Annotated in this window: 18 protein-coding genes, 3 tRNA genes and 1 pseudogene; 19 read left to right on the top strand and 3 right to left on the bottom strand. The window is 50.6% G+C overall.

What is annotated here, in order from left to right; all coding sequences use genetic code 11:
* The first annotated feature begins 197 nt into the window (after positions 1-197).
* The 9 genes from ACFK9X_RS14120 to sdiA all read left to right on the top strand — a co-directional run bounded on the left by ACFK9X_RS14120 (position 198) and on the right by sdiA (position 8,975).
* The gene (locus ACFK9X_RS14120; RefSeq protein WP_151116782.1) at positions 198-1,685 is read left to right on the top strand and encodes a FliC/FljB family flagellin; all 1,488 of its coding nucleotides are present in this window, start codon (positions 198-200) and stop codon (positions 1,683-1,685) included.
* 78 nt (positions 1,686-1,763) lie between these two features.
* The gene (fliB, locus tag ACFK9X_RS14115) at positions 1,764-2,969 is read left to right on the top strand and encodes a flagellin lysine-N-methylase (RefSeq protein WP_000659220.1); all 1,206 of its coding nucleotides are present in this window, start codon (positions 1,764-1,766) and stop codon (positions 2,967-2,969) included.
* Positions 2,970-3,165: 196 nt separating this feature from the next.
* Positions 3,166-3,885, top strand: coding sequence for an RNA polymerase sigma factor FliA (locus ACFK9X_RS14110; protein ID WP_001087453.1), 720 nt, complete (start codon positions 3,166-3,168; stop codon positions 3,883-3,885).
* A 58-nt stretch (positions 3,886-3,943) separates the two neighbouring features.
* Positions 3,944-4,495: a flagella biosynthesis regulatory protein FliZ gene (gene fliZ, locus ACFK9X_RS14105; RefSeq protein WP_000218080.1), complete on the top strand. Its 552-nt coding sequence runs from the start codon at positions 3,944-3,946 to the stop codon at positions 4,493-4,495.
* 146 nt (positions 4,496-4,641) lie between these two features.
* Positions 4,642-5,442 carry a cystine ABC transporter substrate-binding protein gene (tcyJ, locus tag ACFK9X_RS14100; protein ID WP_000761636.1) on the top strand — a complete coding sequence of 267 codons (801 nt, stop codon included), beginning with the start codon at positions 4,642-4,644 and terminating at the stop codon, positions 5,440-5,442.
* 153 nt (positions 5,443-5,595) lie between these two features.
* A complete protein-coding gene (gene dcyD, locus ACFK9X_RS14095) occupies positions 5,596-6,582 on the top strand; it encodes a D-cysteine desulfhydrase (protein ID WP_001128188.1) in 987 nt (328 codons plus the stop codon).
* 20 nt (positions 6,583-6,602) lie between these two features.
* Positions 6,603-7,271, top strand: coding sequence for a cystine ABC transporter permease (tcyL, locus tag ACFK9X_RS14090; protein WP_001158234.1), 669 nt, complete (start codon positions 6,603-6,605; stop codon positions 7,269-7,271).
* Positions 7,268-8,020, top strand: coding sequence for an L-cystine ABC transporter ATP-binding protein TcyN (gene tcyN, locus ACFK9X_RS14085; protein WP_151116780.1), 753 nt, complete (start codon positions 7,268-7,270; stop codon positions 8,018-8,020). Before tcyL ends, tcyN begins: the two co-directional genes overlap by 4 nt.
* A 232-nt stretch (positions 8,021-8,252) precedes the next feature.
* Positions 8,253-8,975, top strand: a complete 723-nt coding sequence (sdiA, locus tag ACFK9X_RS14080; RefSeq protein WP_001157167.1) for a transcriptional regulator SdiA — start codon at positions 8,253-8,255, stop codon at positions 8,973-8,975.
* 65 nt (positions 8,976-9,040) lie between these two features.
* Here sdiA and ACFK9X_RS14075 read toward each other — a convergent pair whose 3' ends face one another.
* Together ACFK9X_RS14075 and ACFK9X_RS14070 are read right to left on the bottom strand one after the other, a co-directional pair.
* Positions 9,041-9,265: a DUF2594 family protein gene (locus ACFK9X_RS14075; protein ID WP_000106483.1), complete on the bottom strand. Its 225-nt coding sequence runs from the start codon at positions 9,263-9,265 to the stop codon at positions 9,041-9,043.
* On the bottom strand, positions 9,262-9,417 hold the full coding sequence (locus tag ACFK9X_RS14070; protein WP_000546186.1) for a hypothetical protein: 156 nt from the start codon (positions 9,415-9,417) through the stop codon (positions 9,262-9,264). The genes ACFK9X_RS14075 and ACFK9X_RS14070 overlap by 4 nt, the downstream gene beginning before the upstream one ends.
* Before the next feature lie 311 nt (positions 9,418-9,728).
* Between ACFK9X_RS14070 and uvrY the strand changes: the two genes are divergently transcribed.
* The 10 genes and pseudogenes from uvrY to ACFK9X_RS14020 all read left to right on the top strand — a co-directional run bounded on the left by uvrY (position 9,729) and on the right by ACFK9X_RS14020 (position 16,946).
* The gene (gene uvrY, locus ACFK9X_RS14065) at positions 9,729-10,385 is read left to right on the top strand and encodes a UvrY/SirA/GacA family response regulator transcription factor (RefSeq protein WP_000611323.1); all 657 of its coding nucleotides are present in this window, start codon (positions 9,729-9,731) and stop codon (positions 10,383-10,385) included.
* Positions 10,382-12,214, top strand: coding sequence for an excinuclease ABC subunit UvrC (gene uvrC, locus ACFK9X_RS14060; RefSeq protein ID WP_151116778.1), 1,833 nt, complete (start codon positions 10,382-10,384; stop codon positions 12,212-12,214). Before uvrY ends, uvrC begins: the two co-directional genes overlap by 4 nt.
* Positions 12,215-12,270: 56 nt before the next feature.
* Positions 12,271-12,819 carry a CDP-diacylglycerol--glycerol-3-phosphate 3-phosphatidyltransferase gene (gene pgsA, locus ACFK9X_RS14055; protein WP_001160192.1) on the top strand — a complete coding sequence of 183 codons (549 nt, stop codon included), beginning with the start codon at positions 12,271-12,273 and terminating at the stop codon, positions 12,817-12,819.
* Between the two features lie 151 nt (positions 12,820-12,970).
* A tRNA-Gly gene (locus ACFK9X_RS14050) sits at positions 12,971-13,046 on the top strand.
* Between the two features lie 52 nt (positions 13,047-13,098).
* Positions 13,099-13,172: transfer RNA gene (locus tag ACFK9X_RS14045), tRNA-Cys, on the top strand.
* An 11-nt stretch (positions 13,173-13,183) separates the two neighbouring features.
* A tRNA-Leu gene (locus tag ACFK9X_RS14040) sits at positions 13,184-13,270 on the top strand.
* Between the two features lie 249 nt (positions 13,271-13,519).
* Positions 13,520-13,851, top strand: a pseudogene (locus ACFK9X_RS14035) (hypothetical protein).
* A 212-nt stretch (positions 13,852-14,063) separates the two neighbouring features.
* Entirely contained in the window at positions 14,064-15,503 is a 1,440-nt protein-coding gene (locus ACFK9X_RS14030; protein WP_151116777.1) for an SH3 domain-containing C40 family peptidase, read from the top strand.
* A gap of 212 nt (positions 15,504-15,715) precedes the next feature.
* Positions 15,716-16,042 (top strand): glucose-6-phosphate dehydrogenase, encoded by a 327-nt coding sequence (locus tag ACFK9X_RS14025; RefSeq protein WP_000240837.1) that lies wholly within the window; start codon positions 15,716-15,718, stop codon positions 16,040-16,042.
* 238 nt (positions 16,043-16,280) lie between these two features.
* Complete coding sequence (locus tag ACFK9X_RS14020; RefSeq protein WP_000781521.1) at positions 16,281-16,946, top strand: YecA family protein; 666 nt, start codon at positions 16,281-16,283, stop codon at positions 16,944-16,946.
* A gap of 74 nt (positions 16,947-17,020) precedes the next feature.
* Here the strand turns inward: ACFK9X_RS14020 and tyrP are convergent, their stop codons facing one another.
* Positions 17,021-18,232, bottom strand: a complete 1,212-nt coding sequence (gene tyrP / locus ACFK9X_RS14015) for a tyrosine transporter TyrP (RefSeq protein WP_151116775.1) — start codon at positions 18,230-18,232, stop codon at positions 17,021-17,023.
* Positions 18,233-18,243: the final 11 nt, after the last annotated feature.

Genomic DNA, 18,243 nt, shown 5'->3' with positions numbered 1-18,243 from the left:
AAGTTTAATGATAATTTTGCAAAAATAATGCGCGGAATAATGATGCATAAAGCGGCTATTTCGCCGCCTAAGAAAAAGATCGGGGGAAGTGAAAAATTTTCTAAAGTTCGAAATTCAGGTGACGATACAAGGGGTACGGTGAGAAACCGTGGGCAACAGCCCAATAACATCAAGTTGTAATTGATAAGGAAAAGATCATGGCACAAGTCATTAATACAAACAGCCTGTCGCTGTTGACCCAGAATAACCTGAACAAATCCCAGTCCGCTCTGGGTACCGCTATCGAGCGTCTGTCTTCCGGTCTGCGTATCAACAGCGCGAAAGACGATGCGGCAGGTCAGGCGATTGCTAACCGTTTCACCGCGAACATCAAAGGCCTGACTCAGGCTTCCCGTAACGCTAACGACGGTATCTCCATTGCGCAGACCACTGAAGGCGCGCTGAACGAAATCAACAACAACCTGCAGCGTGTGCGTGAACTGGCGGTTCAGTCTGCTAACAGCACCAACTCCCGGTCTGACCTCGACTCCATCCAGGCTGAAATCACCCAGCGCCTGAACAAAATCGACCGTGTATCCGGCCAGACTCAGTTCAACGGCGTGAAAGTCCTGGCGCAGGACAACACCCTGACCATCCAGGTTGGTGCCAACGACGGTGAAACCATCGATATCGATCTGAAGCAGATCAACTCTCAGACCCTGGGTCTGGATACGCTGAATGTGCAGAAAAAATATGATGTGAAGAGCGAAGCAGTCACGCCTTCGGCTACATTAAGCACTACTGCACTTGATGGTGCTGGCCTCAAAACCGGAACCGGTTCTACAACTGATACTGGTTCAATTAAGGATGGTAAGGTTTACTATAACAGCACCTCTAAAAATTATTATGTTGAAGTAGAATTTACCGATGCGACCGATCAAACCAACAAAGGCGGATTCTATAAAGTTAATGTTGCTGATGATGGTGCAGTCACAATGACTGCGGCTACCACCAAAGAGGCTACAACTCCTACAGGTATTACTGAAGTTACTCAAGTCCAAAAACCTGTGGCTGCTCCAGCTGCTATCCAGGCTCAGTTGACTGCTGCCCATGTGACCGGCGCTGATACTGCTGAAATGGTTAAGATGTCTTATACGGATAAAAACGGTAAGACTATTGATGGCGGTTTCGGTGTTAAAGTTGGGGCTGATATTTATGCTGCAACAAAAAATAAAGATGGATCGTTCAGCATTAACACCACTGAATATACCGATAAAGACGGCAACACTAAAACTGCACTAAACCAACTGGGTGGCGCAGACGGTAAAACTGAAGTTGTTTCTATCGACGGTAAAACCTACAATGCCAGCAAAGCCGCTGGTCACAACTTTAAAGCACAGCCAGAGCTGGCTGAAGCGGCTGCTGCAACCACTGAAAACCCGCTGGCTAAAATTGATGCCGCGCTGGCGCAGGTTGATGCGCTGCGTTCTGACCTGGGTGCGGTACAGAACCGTTTCAACTCCGCTATCACCAACCTGGGCAATACCGTAAATAACCTGTCTTCTGCCCGTAGCCGTATCGAAGATTCCGACTACGCGACCGAAGTCTCCAACATGTCTCGCGCGCAGATTCTGCAGCAGGCTGGTACTTCCGTTCTGGCGCAGGCGAACCAGGTTCCGCAAAACGTCCTCTCTTTACTGCGTTAATCCGGCGATTGATTCACCGACACGTGGTACACAATCAAGGCAGCGAAAGCTGCCTTTTTTAATTCCGGAGCCTGTGTAATGAAAGAAATCACCGTCACTGAACCTGCCTTTGTCACCCACTTTTCCTGTTCTGGCTCGGCCTGCCGCGATCACTGTTGTAAGGGCTGGAAAATCACGCTGGATAAGACGACGGTCAAAAAGTATCTCGCCAGTAAAGACACGGCGATTCGTACCATCGCGCAAGACCATATTATCCTGCTGAAAAAGAACAACAGCCACTGGGGGGAAATTAAGCTGCCTTCGGCGCTGGGGAATTGCCCTTATCTGGATGAGGACCGTCTGTGCCGGGTGCAAAAAACGTTAGGCGCAAAGGCATTAAGTCATACCTGTTCCTCTTTCCCGCGGGCGCATCATACCTACAAAAATGAGGTGCGTAACTCTCTGAGTCTTGCCTGCCCGGAGGTGACGTCCCGCATTTTAAACGATCCTGACGCAATGGCACTCAGCGAAAAAACAATCATTCAGCAGACATTCAATACTGCGCCGTTATTCCCAGCGCAGCAAAAGTTACTCAATCTGTTTTGCCTGAGTCTGATCAACCATGCCAACAGCAGTACAGAAGCCGCGCTCTATGCGTTGATTAAATTCGTCATGTATGCACAGAAATTTGCCAAAATTGATGATGCCGCGCTGGGCGAACTGGAACAGGTGTATGCCGCGTTACTTGAACAGTTGCAGACCGGCGTGTTGGCGCAGGAGTTGATGAATATCGCGCCGGATAGCAAGGTAAAAACCTCGCTGGTATTGCAGATGCAGAACTATTTCCGCTCGCTCCCGCTTAATCGTGGCAGTGTTATCCTCGATCACTACATCCAGTGCCTTCTGCGGGTGCTGACGGCGGAAGAGGGCATTTCAATGGAGCAGAAGGTTAGCGATATTGAGTCCTCATTAGCGCGCTGTTTACAGGCGGATGAGCAGCAGAAGAATTGGGCCTTCAGAAATTTAATTCTCTATAAAATTTGGGAAAATAATTTCCCCAACCAGCCGAATGTCGACCCGTTACGCGCGCTGTATATTATCGTGGCGGAATATGCCTTTATTAAGCTATTAACGGCAGCCAGCGTGCATGAGCGCGGGCGGCTTGAGTGGGATGACGTTACCAATATTGTGTATAGCTTTCACTCCCGCAGCCAGCATAACAGCGAGGTGGCGAAGAATTTTCATCGCCATATAGAAACGGTGCGTACTGGCGACGATCTGTCGATGATTCATCTTCTGACATAGTTTTATTCGGGGTGGGCGCTTGCGCATCCCGTTTATCCTATCTGGCTGATTTTATTCTGCTCTTTGAGCCGCTAAAAAGGTGCTACAGGTTACATAAGTGAAATAACCCTTCTTTTATAGCCTTATTCCTTCGATAGAACCCTCTGTAGAAACGGATAATCATGCCGATAACTCATTTAACGCAGGGCTGTTTATCGTGAATTCACTGTATACCGCTGAAGGTGTAATGGATAAACACTCGCTGTGGCAGCGTTATGTACCGCTGGTGCGTCACGAAGCATTGCGCCTGCAGGTGCGATTGCCGGCGAGCGTGGAACTGGACGATCTGCTACAAGCGGGCGGCATCGGGTTATTAAATGCGGTCGACCGATATGACGCTTTGCAAGGAACGGCATTTACCACTTACGCAGTGCAGCGTATTCGTGGGGCGATGCTGGATGAATTACGCAGCCGCGATTGGGTGCCGCGTAGCGTCCGGCGTAATGCCCGCGAAGTGGCGCAGGCGATGGGACAACTGGAGCAGGAACTGGGGCGTAATGCGACGGAAACCGAAGTGGCGGAACGTCTTGGCATCCCTGTTGCGGAGTATCGTCAGATGTTGCTCGATACCAACAACAGCCAACTTTTCTCTTACGATGAGTGGCGGGAAGAGCATGGCGATAGCATCGAACTGGTGACTGAAGAACATCAACAGGAAAACCCGTTACATCAACTGCTGGAGGGCGACCTGCGACAGCGGGTAATGGACGCGATTGAATCGCTGCCGGAACGCGAGCAACTGGTGTTAACGCTGTATTACCAGGAAGAGCTCAACCTCAAAGAGATTGGCGCGGTACTGGAAGTCGGCGAATCGCGGGTCAGCCAGTTGCATAGTCAGGCCATCAAACGATTACGCACCAAACTGGGTAAGTTATAGGTCGCGCATGGTCGCACCCGAAAAGTGCCGCACAACGTATAGACTACCAGGAGTTCTCATGACGGTGCAGCAACCTAAAAGGCGGCCCTTGAGCCGCTATCTTAAAGACTTTAAACACAGCCAGACGCATTGCGCGCATTGTCACAAACTGCTCGACCGCATTACGCTGGTTCGCCGTGGCAAGATCGTTAATAAAATCGCTATTTCACAGCTGGATATGCTACTTGACGACGCTGCCTGGCAGCGGGAGCAGAAGGAGTGGGTGGCGCTGTGTCGCTTTTGCGGCGATTTGCACTGCAAAAAGCAGAGTGATTTTTTCGATATTATCGGTTTCAAGCAGTATTTGTTTGAACAAACCGAGATGAGCCATGGCACGGTGCGGGAATATGTCGTGCGTTTACGACGTCTTGGCAACTACCTCAGCGAGCAAAACATTTCCCACGATCTGCTGCAGGACGGTTTTCTCGATGAAAGCCTGGCGCCATGGTTGCCGGAAACCAGCACCAATAATTACCGTATCGCACTACGTAAATACCAGCAATATAAAGCGCATCAGCAGATTGCGCCCAGACAGAAATCCCCCTTTACCGCCAGTTCTGATATATATTAAAAAAGCATAAGATGTAGCAGAGTCGTGTTGGTGAAACGTGGCAAACCTTCTACATTAGGCTGAGTCCCCCAAAGGTTCGCGAGACGTGACGATGCGCCATGGCGGGACACAGTCTATGGTCATTAACGGCAATATTCGGGGTTACTATGAAATTAGCACTGCTGGGACGTCAGGCACTGATGGGAGTAATGGCTGTAGCGCTGGTGGCGGGAATGAGCGCGAAGAGCTTTGCCGATGAGGGTTTGCTGAACAAAGTTAAAGAACGCGGCACGCTGCTGGTAGGGCTGGAAGGTACCTATCCGCCGTTTAGCTTTCAGGGCGAAGACGGCAAATTAACCGGTTTTGAAGTCGATTTCGCCGAGGCGTTGGCAAAACATCTGGGCGTTAAAGCGTCGTTGAAGCCAACCAAATGGGACGGAATGCTGGCGTCACTGGACGCTAAACGCATTGATGTGGTGATAAACCAGGTCACGATTTCAGACGTCCGCAAGAAAAAATATGACTTCTCTACGCCTTATACTGTCTCCGGCGTTCAGGCGCTGGTGAAAAAAGGCAATGAAGGCACGATCAAAACGGCTGCCGATCTGCAGGGCAAAAAAGTCGGCGTTGGGCTGGGGACTAACTATGAAGAGTGGCTACGTCAACATGTTCAGGGCGTGGATATCCGTACTTATGACGATGATCCTACAAAATACCAGGATCTACGCGTAGGCCGTATTGACGCGATTTTAGTCGATCGTCTGGCGGCGCTGGATCTGGTGAAAAAAACCAAAGGTACGCTGGCCGTCACCGGTGATGCGTTTTCGCGTCAGGAGTCCGGCGTTGCGTTACGTAAAGGCAACGAAGACTTGCTGAAGGCGGTAGATAACGCTATTGCGGAAATGCAAAAAGATGGCACCTTAAAAGCGCTCTCTGAAAAATGGTTTGGCGCTGACGTGACCCAATAATGCTCTACGTTGCCCGGCAGGCAGAGCGCCGCCGGGCAATATCAACCTCATACTATGTCAGCAAACGGAGGCGCGTGAATCGGCGCCTTTTTTATTTCCGTTGGATCAACGTGCATAATAAAAAGAACACACCACAACGTTACCGGAGGCTCAATGCCACTACATCACTTAACGCGCTTTCCTCGCCTGGAGCTTATTGGCGCGCCGACCCCGCTCGAATACCTGCCGCGATTGTCTGATTATCTTGGCCGTGAGATTTACATTAAGCGCGATGACGTTACGCCCATTGCAATGGGCGGCAATAAACTGCGCAAGCTGGAGTTTCTGGTGGCCGACGCGCTGCGAGAAGGGGCGGATACGCTGATAACCGCAGGGGCGATTCAGTCGAACCATGTCCGTCAGACGGCGGCGGTCGCGGCCAAATTGGGGCTGCATTGCGTCGCTTTGCTGGAAAATCCAATCGGTACCACCGCGGAAAATTACCTGACGAATGGTAATCGCCTGTTACTGGATTTATTTAATACGCAAATTGAGATGTGCGATGCGCTAACCGATCCGGATGCGCAGCTGCAAACGCTGGCGACGCGTATTGAAGCGCAAGGGTTCAGGCCCTATGTGATTCCGGTCGGCGGCTCCAGCGCGCTGGGCGCAATGGGATACGTAGAGAGCGCCCTGGAAATCGCCCAGCAGTGTGAAGAGGTCGTCGGGCTCTCTTCGGTGGTGGTGGCCTCCGGCAGCGCCGGAACGCACGCCGGGTTAGCTGTCGGGCTGGAACATCTGATGCCGGATGTCGAACTGATTGGCGTGACCGTTTCACGTTCTGTCGCCGAGCAGAAACCCAAAGTAATTGCCTTGCAGCAGGCTATTGCCGGTCAGCTGGCGCTGACGGCGACGGCGGATATTCATTTATGGGATGACTATTTTGCCCCGGGTTACGGCGTGCCAAATGACGCGGGGATGGAGGCGGTGAAACTGCTGGCGAGCCTGGAGGGGGTGTTGCTGGATCCGGTATATACCGGCAAAGCGATGGCGGGTCTGATAGACGGCATCAGCCAGAAACGCTTTAACGATGACGGGCCGATTCTCTTTATTCACACCGGTGGGGCGCCTGCGCTGTTTGCCTACCATCCTCATGTATAACCTCCAGGTAATCAACGCGAATGCAAGAAAGTATCCAACTGGTTATTGAATCGCTGCCGTATTTGCTTAAAGGCGCCGTCTTTACCCTGCAACTGAGTATTGGCGGTATGTTTTTTGGTCTGCTGCTGGGATTTGTGCTGGCGCTGATGCGGATGTCTCCGCTATGGCTGGTTCGCTGGCTGGCGCGCTTTTATATCTCGATTTTTCGCGGTACGCCGCTTATCGCCCAGTTATTTATGATCTATTACGGCCTGCCGCAATTTGGGATTGAGCTGGACCCTATCCCGGCGGCGATGATTGGTTTATCGCTCAATACCGCGGCTTACACGTCCGAGACGCTGCGCGCGGCGATCTCGGCTATCGACAAGGGGCAATGGGAAGCGGCGGCGAGCATTGGCATGACGCCGTGGCAAACGCTACGCCGCGCTATTTTGCCGCAGGCGGCCCGCGTCGCGCTTCCGCCGTTGAGCAACAGCTTTATCAGCCTGGTGAAAGATACGTCGCTCGCCGCGACGATTCAGGTGCCGGAGTTGTTCCGCCAGGCGCAGTTAATTACCTCGCGAACGCTGGAGGTGTTTACCATGTATCTGGCCGCGTCGTTAATCTACTGGGTAATGGCGACCGTCTTATCGGCACTGCAAAACTATTTTGAAAACCAGCTTAACCGCCAGGAGAGAGAGCCAAAATGAGTGCGATCGAAGTCACCAACCTGGTCAAAAAATTTCATGGTCAAACGGTGCTGCACGGTATCGACCTTGAGGTAAAGCCCGGAGAAGTCGTCGCCATTATCGGCCCGAGCGGCTCAGGGAAGACAACGTTATTACGCTGCATTAACCTGCTGGAACAACCGAAAGCGGGCACCATTAAAGTGGGCGATATTATCATCGATACCGCCCGCCCATTCAGCCAGCAAAAAGGGTTGATTCGCCAGCTACGTCAGCATGTCGGCTTTGTCTTTCAGAGTTTTAACCTGTTCCCGCATCGTACCGTGCTGGAAAATATCATTGAAGGTCCGGTGATTGTAAAGGGAGAGCCGAAAGCCGAGGCGACGGCGCTGGCGCGGGAACTGTTAGCCAAAGTCGGGTTGGCCGGTAAAGAGACCCGTTATCCGCGCCGCCTGTCGGGCGGGCAACAGCAGCGCGTAGCGATTGCGCGCGCGCTGGCGATGCGCCCGGAAGTGATTCTGTTTGATGAGCCCACGTCGGCGCTTGATCCTGAATTAGTCGGCGAGATGCTTAATACGATTCGCCAGCTGGCGCAGGAAAAGCGCACGATGGTGATCGTTACTCACGAAATGGGCTTTGCGCGTGACGTGGCTGACCGGGCAATATTTATGGATCAGGGGCAAATCGTCGAGCAGGGGCCGGCGAAAACCTTGTTCGCCGAGCCTCAGCATCCGCGTACCCGCCAGTTCCTTGAGAAATTTTTAGTGAAATAATACCTTTTCAACGCTCGCCCGAATTAGCCGCGCCTCGGGCGAGCGCAATGAATAATTATGAAGTCATTCTGCCAGATTATTAACCTCGCTCTCTGGCGGAAGCCAAAAAACTGTAATGCCGCTCAAGTATTCTACGTTTCGTCCGATATTTCTTATATATAAATACTATTTATGTGTTAATTTAAGCTATTCATAATAATGATTATCAATATCAAAGGCGTGACCATAAAATATGCAGGAAAATGATTTCTTCACCTGGCGACGCGCAATGTTGTTACGCTTTCAGGAGATGGCGGCAGCAGAGGATGTTTATACTGAATTGCAATATCAGACACAGCGGCTGGAATTTGATTATTATGCCCTGTGTGTTCGTCATCCCGTCCCCTTTACCCGGCCTAAAATATCGCTTCGTACCACTTATCCTCCGGCGTGGGTAACGCATTACCAGTCCGAAAACTATTTTGCGATCGATCCGGTATTAAAGCCGGAAAATTTCAGGCAGGGTCATTTACATTGGGATGACGTGCTATTTCATGAAGCGCAGGCGATGTGGGATGCCGCCCAGCGTTTCGGATTACGCAGAGGCGTAACCCAGTGTGTGATGTTGCCGAACCGGGCGCTGGGCTTTTTATCTTTCTCCCGTAGCAGTTTACGCTGCTCCTCGTTTACCTACGATGAAGTGGAGCTGAGGTTGCAACTGCTGGCGCGGGAGAGTCTTTCGGCGCTGACAAGATTTGAAGACGACATGGTGATGGCGCCTGAGATGCGTTTCAGTAAACGTGAGAAAGAGATTCTGAAGTGGACGGCGGAAGGGAAGACCTCATCGGAGATCGCCATTATTCTGTCGATTTCTGAAAATACCGTTAACTTCCATCAGAAAAACATGCAGAAGAAATTCAATGCGCCCAATAAAACACAGATTGCCTGCTACGCTGCGGCGACAGGTCTGATATGACTGCTGACGATGCTTCGCGCCAGACGCGAAACCGGCTGAAAGCGATGCTAACAGCCGGTTTTTTACTACTGGCGGTAAGCCTGTTTAATTTGCTTAACCGTACTGGAAAATACCGCCGCTTGTGCTTCATCATCCATCTGCGCGATCTGTTTTTCCATTTTAAGAATCACGCGCCCTGCATCGGCCTGGCCCATCGCCTGCAGCATCAGCGTTAACATGGCTTTCAGGCAGTTGACTTCAGTAGCCAGTTCTTGATTATTCTCAGCGGTGGAAAAATCAGGCGTACTCATTTATTTTCCTCGTTATGTTTCAGTGAAAATGTGCGATAGCAGATGTTAAGGCGGCGGAGTATACCATAAGCTACGCTAAAAATAGCAGTGGTTGTTTTTTGATCAAAAAGCGGAGGGGTTACCCACAAAATAAACGTTGCCGCGTGATGCATATATTTTCTTCATTCTTTGTTTATTACGCGTATTTTACTCGTTAATTATTGTTACAAAGTTGATTCCCTAATTAGTGTTTAGACAGCGGAACGTGAAATTTTTGTCACCATTATGAAATAGCAGCCCGGGACAGCGCTGTCAGAAGGGGCTACAACGTTGGCAGTTGCCACATGACGTACAACATAATTTCCAAAAACGAGAGCAAAATCGAATACCCGGTGTTTTTTTACGTTTCAAAGTTGAGATAAAACCAGCTAATATAAGGGCGATTAACTATCAGTAGCGTTATCCCTATTCTGGAGATATTCCTTTGATCAACGTTCTTCTTGTTGATGACCACGAACTGGTGCGCGCAGGGATACGACGCATTCTTGAAGATATAAAGGGCATTAAAGTTGTCGGTGAAGCGTGCTGCGGAGAGGATGCGGTAAAATGGTGCCGTACTAACGCCGTTGACGTCGTGCTGATGGATATGAACATGCCCGGTATTGGCGGCCTTGAGGCGACGCGTAAAATTGCCCGCTCGACAGCGGATATCAAAGTGATCATGCTGACCGTCCATACGGAGAACCCGTTGCCCGCCAAAGTGATGCAGGCTGGCGCAGCTGGCTATCTCAGCAAAGGCGCTGCGCCTCAGGAGGTGGTGAGCGCTATTCGTTCGGTGTATTCCGGACAACGTTATATCGCCTCCGATATCGCTCAGCAGATGGCGCTCAGTCAGATTGAGCCTGCAAAAACGGAAACGCCGTTCGCCAGTTTGTCTGAACGCGAGTTGCAGATTATGCTGATGATCACCAAGGGTCAGAAGGTCAATGAGATTTCAGAACAGCTGAATCTCAGTCCTAAAACGGTGAACAGCTATCGCTATCGTATGTTCAGTAAATTAAACATTCATGGTGATGTTGAGCTGACTCACCTGGCAATCCGCCATGGCCTGTGTAATGCGGAGACGTTAACAAGCCAGTGAGTGAAATATTTGACGCAAAGGCGTTTTTGAAAACCGTTACCAGCCAACCCGGTGTCTATCGTATGTATGACGCCGGCGGTACGGTTATTTATGTCGGTAAAGCAAAAGACCTGAAAAAGCGTCTTTCCAGCTACTTTCGCAGCAACCTGGCTTCGCGTAAAACCGAAGCGCTAGTTGCGCAAATTCAACACATTGATGTCACGGTAACACATACCGAAACGGAAGCGCTGCTGCTTGAGCATAATTACATCAAGTTGTATCAACCGCGTTACAACGTGTTGTTGCGTGATGATAAATCCTATCCTTTTATTTTTCTGAGCGGCGATACCCATCCGCGTCTGGCGATGCACCGTGGCTCCAAACATGCGAAAGGCGAGTACTTCGGCCCATTTCCTAATGGCTATGCCGTGCGGGAAACGCTGGCGCTGTTACAGAAAATTTTCCCTATCCGCCAGTGCGAAAACAGCGTATATCGCAACCGCTCGCGTCCTTGCCTGCAATATCAGATTGGCCGCTGTTTAGGCCCCTGCGTTGCAGGACTGGTCAGCGAGGAGGAGTATGCGCAACAGGTGGAGTATGTCCGGTTGTTTTTGTCCGGTAAGGACGACCAGGTCTTAACACAGCTGATTGCCCGGATGGAAAAGGCCAGCCAGGATCTGGCATTTGAAGAGGCGGCGCGTATTCGCGATCAGATCCAGGCGGTACGCCGGGTCACGGAAAAACAGTTTGTCTCCAATGCGGGCGACGATCTCGACGTTATCGGCGTGGCTTTTGATGCGGGTATGGCCTGTGTGCATGTGCTGTTTATTCGCCAGGGTAAGGTGCTGGGCAGCCGCAGCTATTTTCCAAAAGTACCTGGCGGTACGGAACTGGGCGAAGTGGTGGAAACCTTTGTCGGGCAGTTTTACCTGCAGGGTAGCCAGATGCGCACGCTACCGGGCGAGATACTGCTCGATTTTAATCTGAGTGATAAAACGCTGCTGGCCGATTCGTTGTCGGAACTTGCCGGACGGCGTATTCATGTCCAGACAAAACCGCGCGGCGATCGCGCCCGTTATCTCAAGCTGGCGCGGACCAACGCGGCAACGGCCTTAATCACTAAACTCTCGCAGCAGTCCACCATCACGCAGCGTTTGACCGCGCTGGCGGCGGTATTAAAACTTCCTGCGATCAAGCGGATGGAATGTTTTGACATCAGCCATACCATGGGGGAGCAAACGGTCGCATCCTGTGTGGTATTTGACGCTAACGGGCCGTTACGCGCCGAGTATCGTCGTTATAATATCTCGGGCATCACGCCGGGTGATGACTACGCGGCGATGAATCAGGTGCTACGTCGGCGTTATGGCAAGGCTATAGAAGAAAGTAAGATTCCGGATGTTATTCTGATCGACGGCGGAAAAGGGCAGCTCGCCCAGGCGAAAGCCGTTTTTGCTGAGCTGGATGTCCCCTGGGATAAGCATCGCCCTTTGCTGCTTGGCGTCGCCAAAGGCGCGGACAGAAAGGCCGGTCTGGAAACACTCTTTTTTGAACCGGAAGGCGAGGGGTTTAGCCTGCCGCCGGACTCGCCGGCGCTACATGTTATTCAGCATATTCGCGATGAGTCGCACGATCACGCGATCGGCGGGCACCGTAAAAAACGCGCGAAGGTTAAAAATACCAGTACGCTGGAAACTATTGAAGGCGTTGGGCCTAAACGTCGCCAGATGCTGCTGAAATATATGGGCGGTTTGCAAGGACTACGTAACGCCAGCGTAGAAGAAATTGCAAAAGTGCCGGGTATTTCGCAAGGTCTGGCAGAAAAGATCTTCTGGTCGTTGAAACATTGAGGCCACTGTAGCAACATAGGGGTAATTTCACTGACAACAGATAGTTACCCGTCACTATGCAATTTAATATCCCTACGTTGCTCACGCTGTTTCGCGTCATCCTGATTCCATTCTTTGTCGTGGTGTTTTATTTGCCGTTCGCCTGGGCGCCGATGGTCAGCGCGCTGATTTTCTGTATTGCCGCTATTACCGACTGGTTTGACGGCTTTCTGGCGCGACGCTGGAACCAGAGTACGCGTTTCGGCGCTTTCCTCGACCCCGTCGCCGACAAGGTGCTGGTAGCGATCGCCATGGTGCTGGTCACCGAGCATTATCATAGCTGGTGGGTGACGTTACCTGCGGCGACGATGATAGCCCGCGAAATTATTATCTCTGCTCTGCGTGAATGGATGGCGGAGCTGGGCAAACGCAGTAGTGTAGCGGTCTCCTGGATCGGTAAAGTCAAAACTACCGCGCAGATGGTGGCGCTGGCGTGGCTCTTGTGGCGTCCGAATATCTGGGTAGAGTATGCCGGGATCGCGCTTTTCTTTGTCGCAGCGGTGCTAACGTTGTGGTCCATGTTGCAATATTTGAGCGCTGCACGCGGAGATTTGCTTGATCAGTGATCGTTTCGCCGCAAATTTCAGCAAACGATCGTGAGTGACGAAAAATATCGTTGACTCAGTGCGTCAGGTAAGTAGAATGCAACGCATCGAACGGCAGCACTGATTGCCAGACGATAACAAAATCAAGTGATTAACAAAGTTGCTTGATACTGCGGGAATAGCTCAGTTGGTAGAGCACGACCTTGCCAAGGTCGGGGTCGCGAGTTCGAGTCTCGTTTCCCGCTCCAGTTTAAAAGCATTGGCGTAAAGCGGATGCTGGCTGAAAAGCCAAAAAAATTTGGCGCGTTAACAAAGCGGTTATGTAGCGGATTGCAAATCCGTCTAGTCCGGTTCGACTCCGGAACGCGCCTCCAATTTTTCCCGAGCCCGGATGGTGGAATCGGTAGACACAAGGGATTTAAAATCCCTCGGCGTTCGCGCTGTGCGGGTTCAAGTCCCGCTCCGGGTACCATGGGAAAGACAAGAATAATCAAAGCAATAAGCAGTGTCGTGAAACCACCTACGGGTGGTTTTTTTGTGCCTTCAATTTGTATGCCGACCGCGAGCGTGAACTTTCCAGCGCGATACACAGTAAAAAACATCGGTAGCGGCATTTCTGCCAGTACAACAGTTATGTGCTACCGACCCGCAAGAACTTATGCCTGGTAATTACTAAACGTCGGGTAAATCAGCCGATAAAATCCATTAATCTCTATAAAAAATGCTGATATGTTTTATGCCTGCTTTATTAAAGAGAGTAGGTCTGCCAGTGAAATATACCGATAATGCAAAATTATTTATTAGCTTCATTAATATTGGGATTGTAGGTTGCGCTTTGCTACTTTTTTTTATTTTGTATGAGCCTGAGAGTGCAATCGTAACCTACTCTTTTCCAGGAGAGCTTTCCTCTTCGACATGTGATGCGCGTAATTTTATTGGCTACGTCGATGAAAACGACTTTGCAGAGTATATAAAAAAGTAGAACTGACGCGCTACAGTATGTATTGTCTGAAAAAAACAGGGGCGGGTCAGTGGAGTATTTATGCAAATTAAACGAGTATATAACTGTTCAGGGTGTTTTCTGCACAGTTTAATTAAAGGTAGATAGCGAACTAATATTCATCATAAGGTAATGTGATCCGCATCATGCTTTAATCACGTTTTGCAATATTGTCTTAATAACAGGTCAACTACAGATAATTTCAGGTTTTCGTGAATGGCGGTTTTGGTCAGTCTCTATATTATGCTTTCCCCGCTTTACGGAGATGATGATGCAAAAGAAAACCTGGGTCGTTTTATTGATACCATTGTGCCTCACCGCTTGCCACCAGACGACCTACCGATCAACAGCCAAAGATGAAATTCTCACAGGGAGCTATATTGACCCGACAAAAACACGCTTTCCGTTAGCGGATTATTCACAGTCGGTTGATAAATGGATACCTCCGGACTCGGCTGATTACACTATTCCGGTTATTGATAATGCTACCCAACAACGCTACTTTAACGCACTAAAATCTCATTATTTCGGAATGGACAGTGAAGCGCACTCGCCGTGGAATGGTTTTTATATTACCGCATTGCTGAAAAAAAACGCAGCACAGGCGCGGGATGCCAGTATTAAGCAGTTTCTTAGCGACGGCAGTGCTTATTGGGGGGAAAACTTCAGACTTTATACCTCTCGCTGGAAAGAGGAGGTTAGAGGGAATACGGATACGCAGATTGACAATATCTATCATGCCTCCCGGCGAGGTATTATGGTCAGAGAAAGTTTAGTCAGAGCGCTGCCAACGGACGACCCGCTCTTTAACGATCCCCGTCAGGCGGGCGAGGGGTACCCGTTTGATAATTTACAAATGTCTTCGCTGCGTCCCGGTACGCCGGTCTATACGCTGACGAAGAGCAAAGACCAACGCTGGCAATATGTCGTTTCACCAGCGGTAACTGGCTGGGTTCATAGTGAAGATATTGCCAGTACGGATCAGAAATTTATAACACAGTGGGTTTTGCTTGCTCATAAGCAACTGGGGGCATTTATCAACGCGCCGGTTTCTGTCCATGTCGCAGGCGTCTATTATTTCACCGGGCGACCGGGCACTATTTTACCGTTCCGACATCAACGGGCGGGCCAGTTCCTGATTGCGGCGCCAGTTCGCGGCAGCAACGGTCGCGCGTTTATCCATTGGGTCTGGCTAAGCGGTAACGAGTTTACGGCTATGCCGTGGAAAATGACGCCGGAAAATATCGCCGTGCTAATGAAAGCAATGCACGGCGCCCCCTACGGTTGGGGAAATTTTAACTTTTATAATGATTGTTCAGCCGAAGTCCGCAGCCTGTTAATGCCGTTTGGCATATTCCTGCCCAGACATTCATCCGCGCAGGTAGAGGCTGCTGGACGGGTGGTCGATCTTAGTCATAAAAATCCCCAAATGCGGATCGATTATCTCACCAGATACGGAAAAGCGTTTACTACGCTGGTCTATATTCCAGGGCATATTATGCTGTATATCGGTAACACAACCATGAATGGGCAGGTCGTGCCGATGACTTATCAGAATATCTGGGGATTGCGCCCAAACCATGCTAATAGCCGGAGCATTATCGGTGAGGCGGTATTTTTGCCGTTACTGCGTTTTTATCCTGAAAATCCTGAGCTGATATCACTGGCTGGTAAGGTTCTGTTTAAGCTTGGTTATATAGAATAGGTTGACAAACTGTGTTATCGCGGAAGACATGATTAAGGCAACCGTGCGCGTGGATATAAAGAGAGTATCCCTGTAAACTGTGTCTGAAAAAAGTATGCGCTATAGTGCGGGCTGTTTATTTGAAATACTATCTGGAGCTGATTCTGGATGTGATTATGTGCCTCACACATTGAAGTGAGAGTTATTGTTGGCGGTATCTGGCTGGAGGCTGGGTGGTAAAAAGACGTAATTTATTGCATTTTAATAACGGTGCCCGGTCAGAGCGCGATCTTGGGGATCTGGTCACTAAAGTTTTTGAGAAAGCGGCGAAAAAAGAACCGCAACCGCTATACACATTTAGCCTGCCGTTGCTGAGTGTGCAGGATGAGATCCGTGTTTACTGTAAGAAAAAAAATATCAAAATAGGGTACGATACGCTGTTTATGGAAATAACCTTTTCTGCTGACAGAGAAGCGGTAGACGAACTCATTAAACACTTTTTTACTGAAAATAAGCTCTATTTGAGAGGGCGGTTTTATCTGTCCGCGGCGGTGGTATAAGTTAGCATGAGTATAATATAGCGAGAAACCCATCTCTCGCTTTTGTGTGGGGCGAGCGCTTCCTGGCGGAAAATCTGCGCCCTGATCCTCCTTTTGTTGCGTTAACTTCCGGAATCCTCCTCATTTCGTGTTAATCTGGCCCCTGATGGTTGCCATCCAACTGCCTGCAAAAAAATTATTTTTATCCGCTGCAATGTAAGAGGCCTACAGGCGGAAGTCATCACTGAGGAAAAGCGTTATGAAAATGGAACCATTAAACGAGAACGAGCTGGAATGGCTGGATGATGTGCTGACGAAATACAATACCGATCAGGCTATTTTGGATGTCGCGGAGCTGGACGGTCTGATTACTGCGGTACTAAGCTCTCCGCGTCCCATCGAGCCGGAACAGTGGCTGGTCGCGATATGGGGGGGACCCGCGTACGTCCCGCGCTGGACATCTGAAAAAGAAATGACGCGATTTATGGATCTGGTGTTCCAGCACATGGCGGACACAGCCGCCCGGCTTGAAGACTATCCAGAACAGTTCGAGCCGCTGTTTGGCCTGCGAGAAGTTGATGGCCATGAATTAACGATTGTTGAAGAATGGTGCTTTGGTTACATGCGCGGAGTGTCGCTGTCCGACTGGTCTGACTTGCCGGATACGCTAAAACCGGCGCTGGAAGCGATTGCCTTACACGGCACGGAAGAAAACTTTGCGCTGTTGGATAAAATGAGCCCGGAAGCGTTCGATAAAAGCGTTGACGCTATCCGTATCGCGGCGCTTGAGCTGCATGCCTGGTGGATGGCGCATCCGCACACGACGCCGCTACAGATGCCGATAAAAGCAGAGGTGAAAGTGGGGCGTAACGATCCTTGTCCATGCGGGAGCGGCAAAAAATTTAAGCAGTGCTGCCTGCATTAATGGTTCGTAAACGGTCATAGCGTGACGATTATCGAGCCTGGACGGCGTCCGGGCCCGGTAATCTTTGCCTGGCATTAACCTGGATCGGGCAGAAACCCCAGTGCGATCGAAAACTGGACGCCAATCACGACAATGCCGCAGATAAACACCAGCGCCAGCGCTGGCGTGCCGCCTGCCACACGATATCCCGCCTGAGGGCTCTGTTTACGGCATTGCCAGACCAGCATGGCTGGGATGAGCAGTGCCAGCACTGCCAGCGCTACGCCGGCATAGCCTAATGCCATCACAAATCCGCGTGGGTAGAAAAGCGCAAACGCCAGCGGCGGCAGAAAGGTAATCAGCCCGGTTTGCAGACGTCCGGACACCGTACTGCGGCGCTGGAAGAGATCGGCCAGGTAATCAAATAATCCTAGCGCTACGCCTAGAAAAGAGGTCGCCAGCGCCAGATCGGCGAACAGGTGGACCGCCAGTTCGATATGTGGCGAAGCGACCACTTCTCTGAGAGCCTGCAGCAGGCCATTTAACCCGGCATGGCTGGCCAGTAGCCCTCTGAATGTCGGCGAGTCGATACTTCCCAGCGTGGCGAGCTGCCAAAAAATATAGGCCACTAGCGGAATGGCGCTACCCGTCATAAAGACCCAACGCAGCCGGCGAATGTTGCCGTTCATATAACTCACAATACTCGGTACGCTTCCGTGAAAACCAAACGAGGTGAAAATGACCGGTATGGCGGATAACGCCAGCCCCTGCTGTAAAGGAAGCGTAAGAAGATTTACTTTATGAATATGTGGCGTGAGCAACGCAAGCATGATGACCAGAAAAATGATCTTCGCGCTAAACAGGAAGCGGTTAAAAAGGTCGACCAGCGAGGTTCCCACGCACACCACCCCACCGGCAACAAAGGTGAACAGCAGCACCCCGGCAGCGGGCGAGAGCGTGGCGCCAAGCCAGTTATTAATACTGGATGCCAGTAATTCTCCGGCTCCGGAAATGTAGGCGGCGGTGAGCGCATACATTAAGAACATCATGCTGAATCCCGCAAGCCACTGTCCGTAACGTCCAAGATAGCGTTTTGCCAACGAGCCCAGCCCAGTATCCGCCGGAACGTGTTGATATACTTCCAGTAATAGTAGCGCGGTATAACACATCAGCGCCCACAGACCAATCAACAATCCCAGCGTGACGCTGAAACCAACGCCAGCCGCTGCCAGCGGCATTGCCAGCATCCCGGCGCCGATAGTGGTGCCTGCCACGATAAAAATACTGCCCAGAGTTCTGTTTTTCACGCTTTCTACTA

The organism is Salmonella sp. WC3 (assembly GCF_042932255.1).
GTDB lineage: Bacteria > Pseudomonadota > Gammaproteobacteria > Enterobacterales > Enterobacteriaceae > Salmonella > Salmonella enterica.
The sequence above is the reverse complement of the archived record's forward strand: the minus strand, read 5'-3'. Positions and strand labels throughout refer to the sequence as shown.

Bases quoted from the DNA above. Each gene is read 5' to 3' on its own strand.
- ACFK9X_RS14070 (WP_000546186.1), bottom strand. From the start codon at position 9,417: ATGCATCACGCGGCAACGTTTATTTTGTGGGTAACCCCTCCGCTTTTT.
- ACFK9X_RS14020 (WP_000781521.1), top strand. From the start codon at position 16,281: ATGAAAATGGAACCATTAAACGAGAACGAGCTGGAATGGCTGGATGAT.
- dcyD (WP_001128188.1), top strand. From the start codon at position 5,596: ATGCCACTACATCACTTAACGCGCTTTCCTCGCCTGGAGCTTATTGGC.
- tcyJ (WP_000761636.1), top strand. From the start codon at position 4,642: ATGAAATTAGCACTGCTGGGACGTCAGGCACTGATGGGAGTAATGGCT.
- fliZ (WP_000218080.1), top strand. From the start codon at position 3,944: ATGACGGTGCAGCAACCTAAAAGGCGGCCCTTGAGCCGCTATCTTAAA.
- pgsA (WP_001160192.1), top strand. From the start codon at position 12,271: ATGCAATTTAATATCCCTACGTTGCTCACGCTGTTTCGCGTCATCCTG.
- sdiA (WP_001157167.1), top strand. From the start codon at position 8,253: ATGCAGGAAAATGATTTCTTCACCTGGCGACGCGCAATGTTGTTACGC.
- ACFK9X_RS14075 (WP_000106483.1), bottom strand. From the start codon at position 9,265: ATGAGTACGCCTGATTTTTCCACCGCTGAGAATAATCAAGAACTGGCT.
- tcyN (WP_151116780.1), top strand. From the start codon at position 7,268: ATGAGTGCGATCGAAGTCACCAACCTGGTCAAAAAATTTCATGGTCAA.
- fliB (WP_000659220.1), top strand. From the start codon at position 1,764: ATGAAAGAAATCACCGTCACTGAACCTGCCTTTGTCACCCACTTTTCC.
- ACFK9X_RS14030 (WP_151116777.1), top strand. From the start codon at position 14,064: ATGATGATGCAAAAGAAAACCTGGGTCGTTTTATTGATACCATTGTGC.
- ACFK9X_RS14120 (WP_151116782.1), top strand. From the start codon at position 198: ATGGCACAAGTCATTAATACAAACAGCCTGTCGCTGTTGACCCAGAAT.
- tcyL (WP_001158234.1), top strand. From the start codon at position 6,603: ATGCAAGAAAGTATCCAACTGGTTATTGAATCGCTGCCGTATTTGCTT.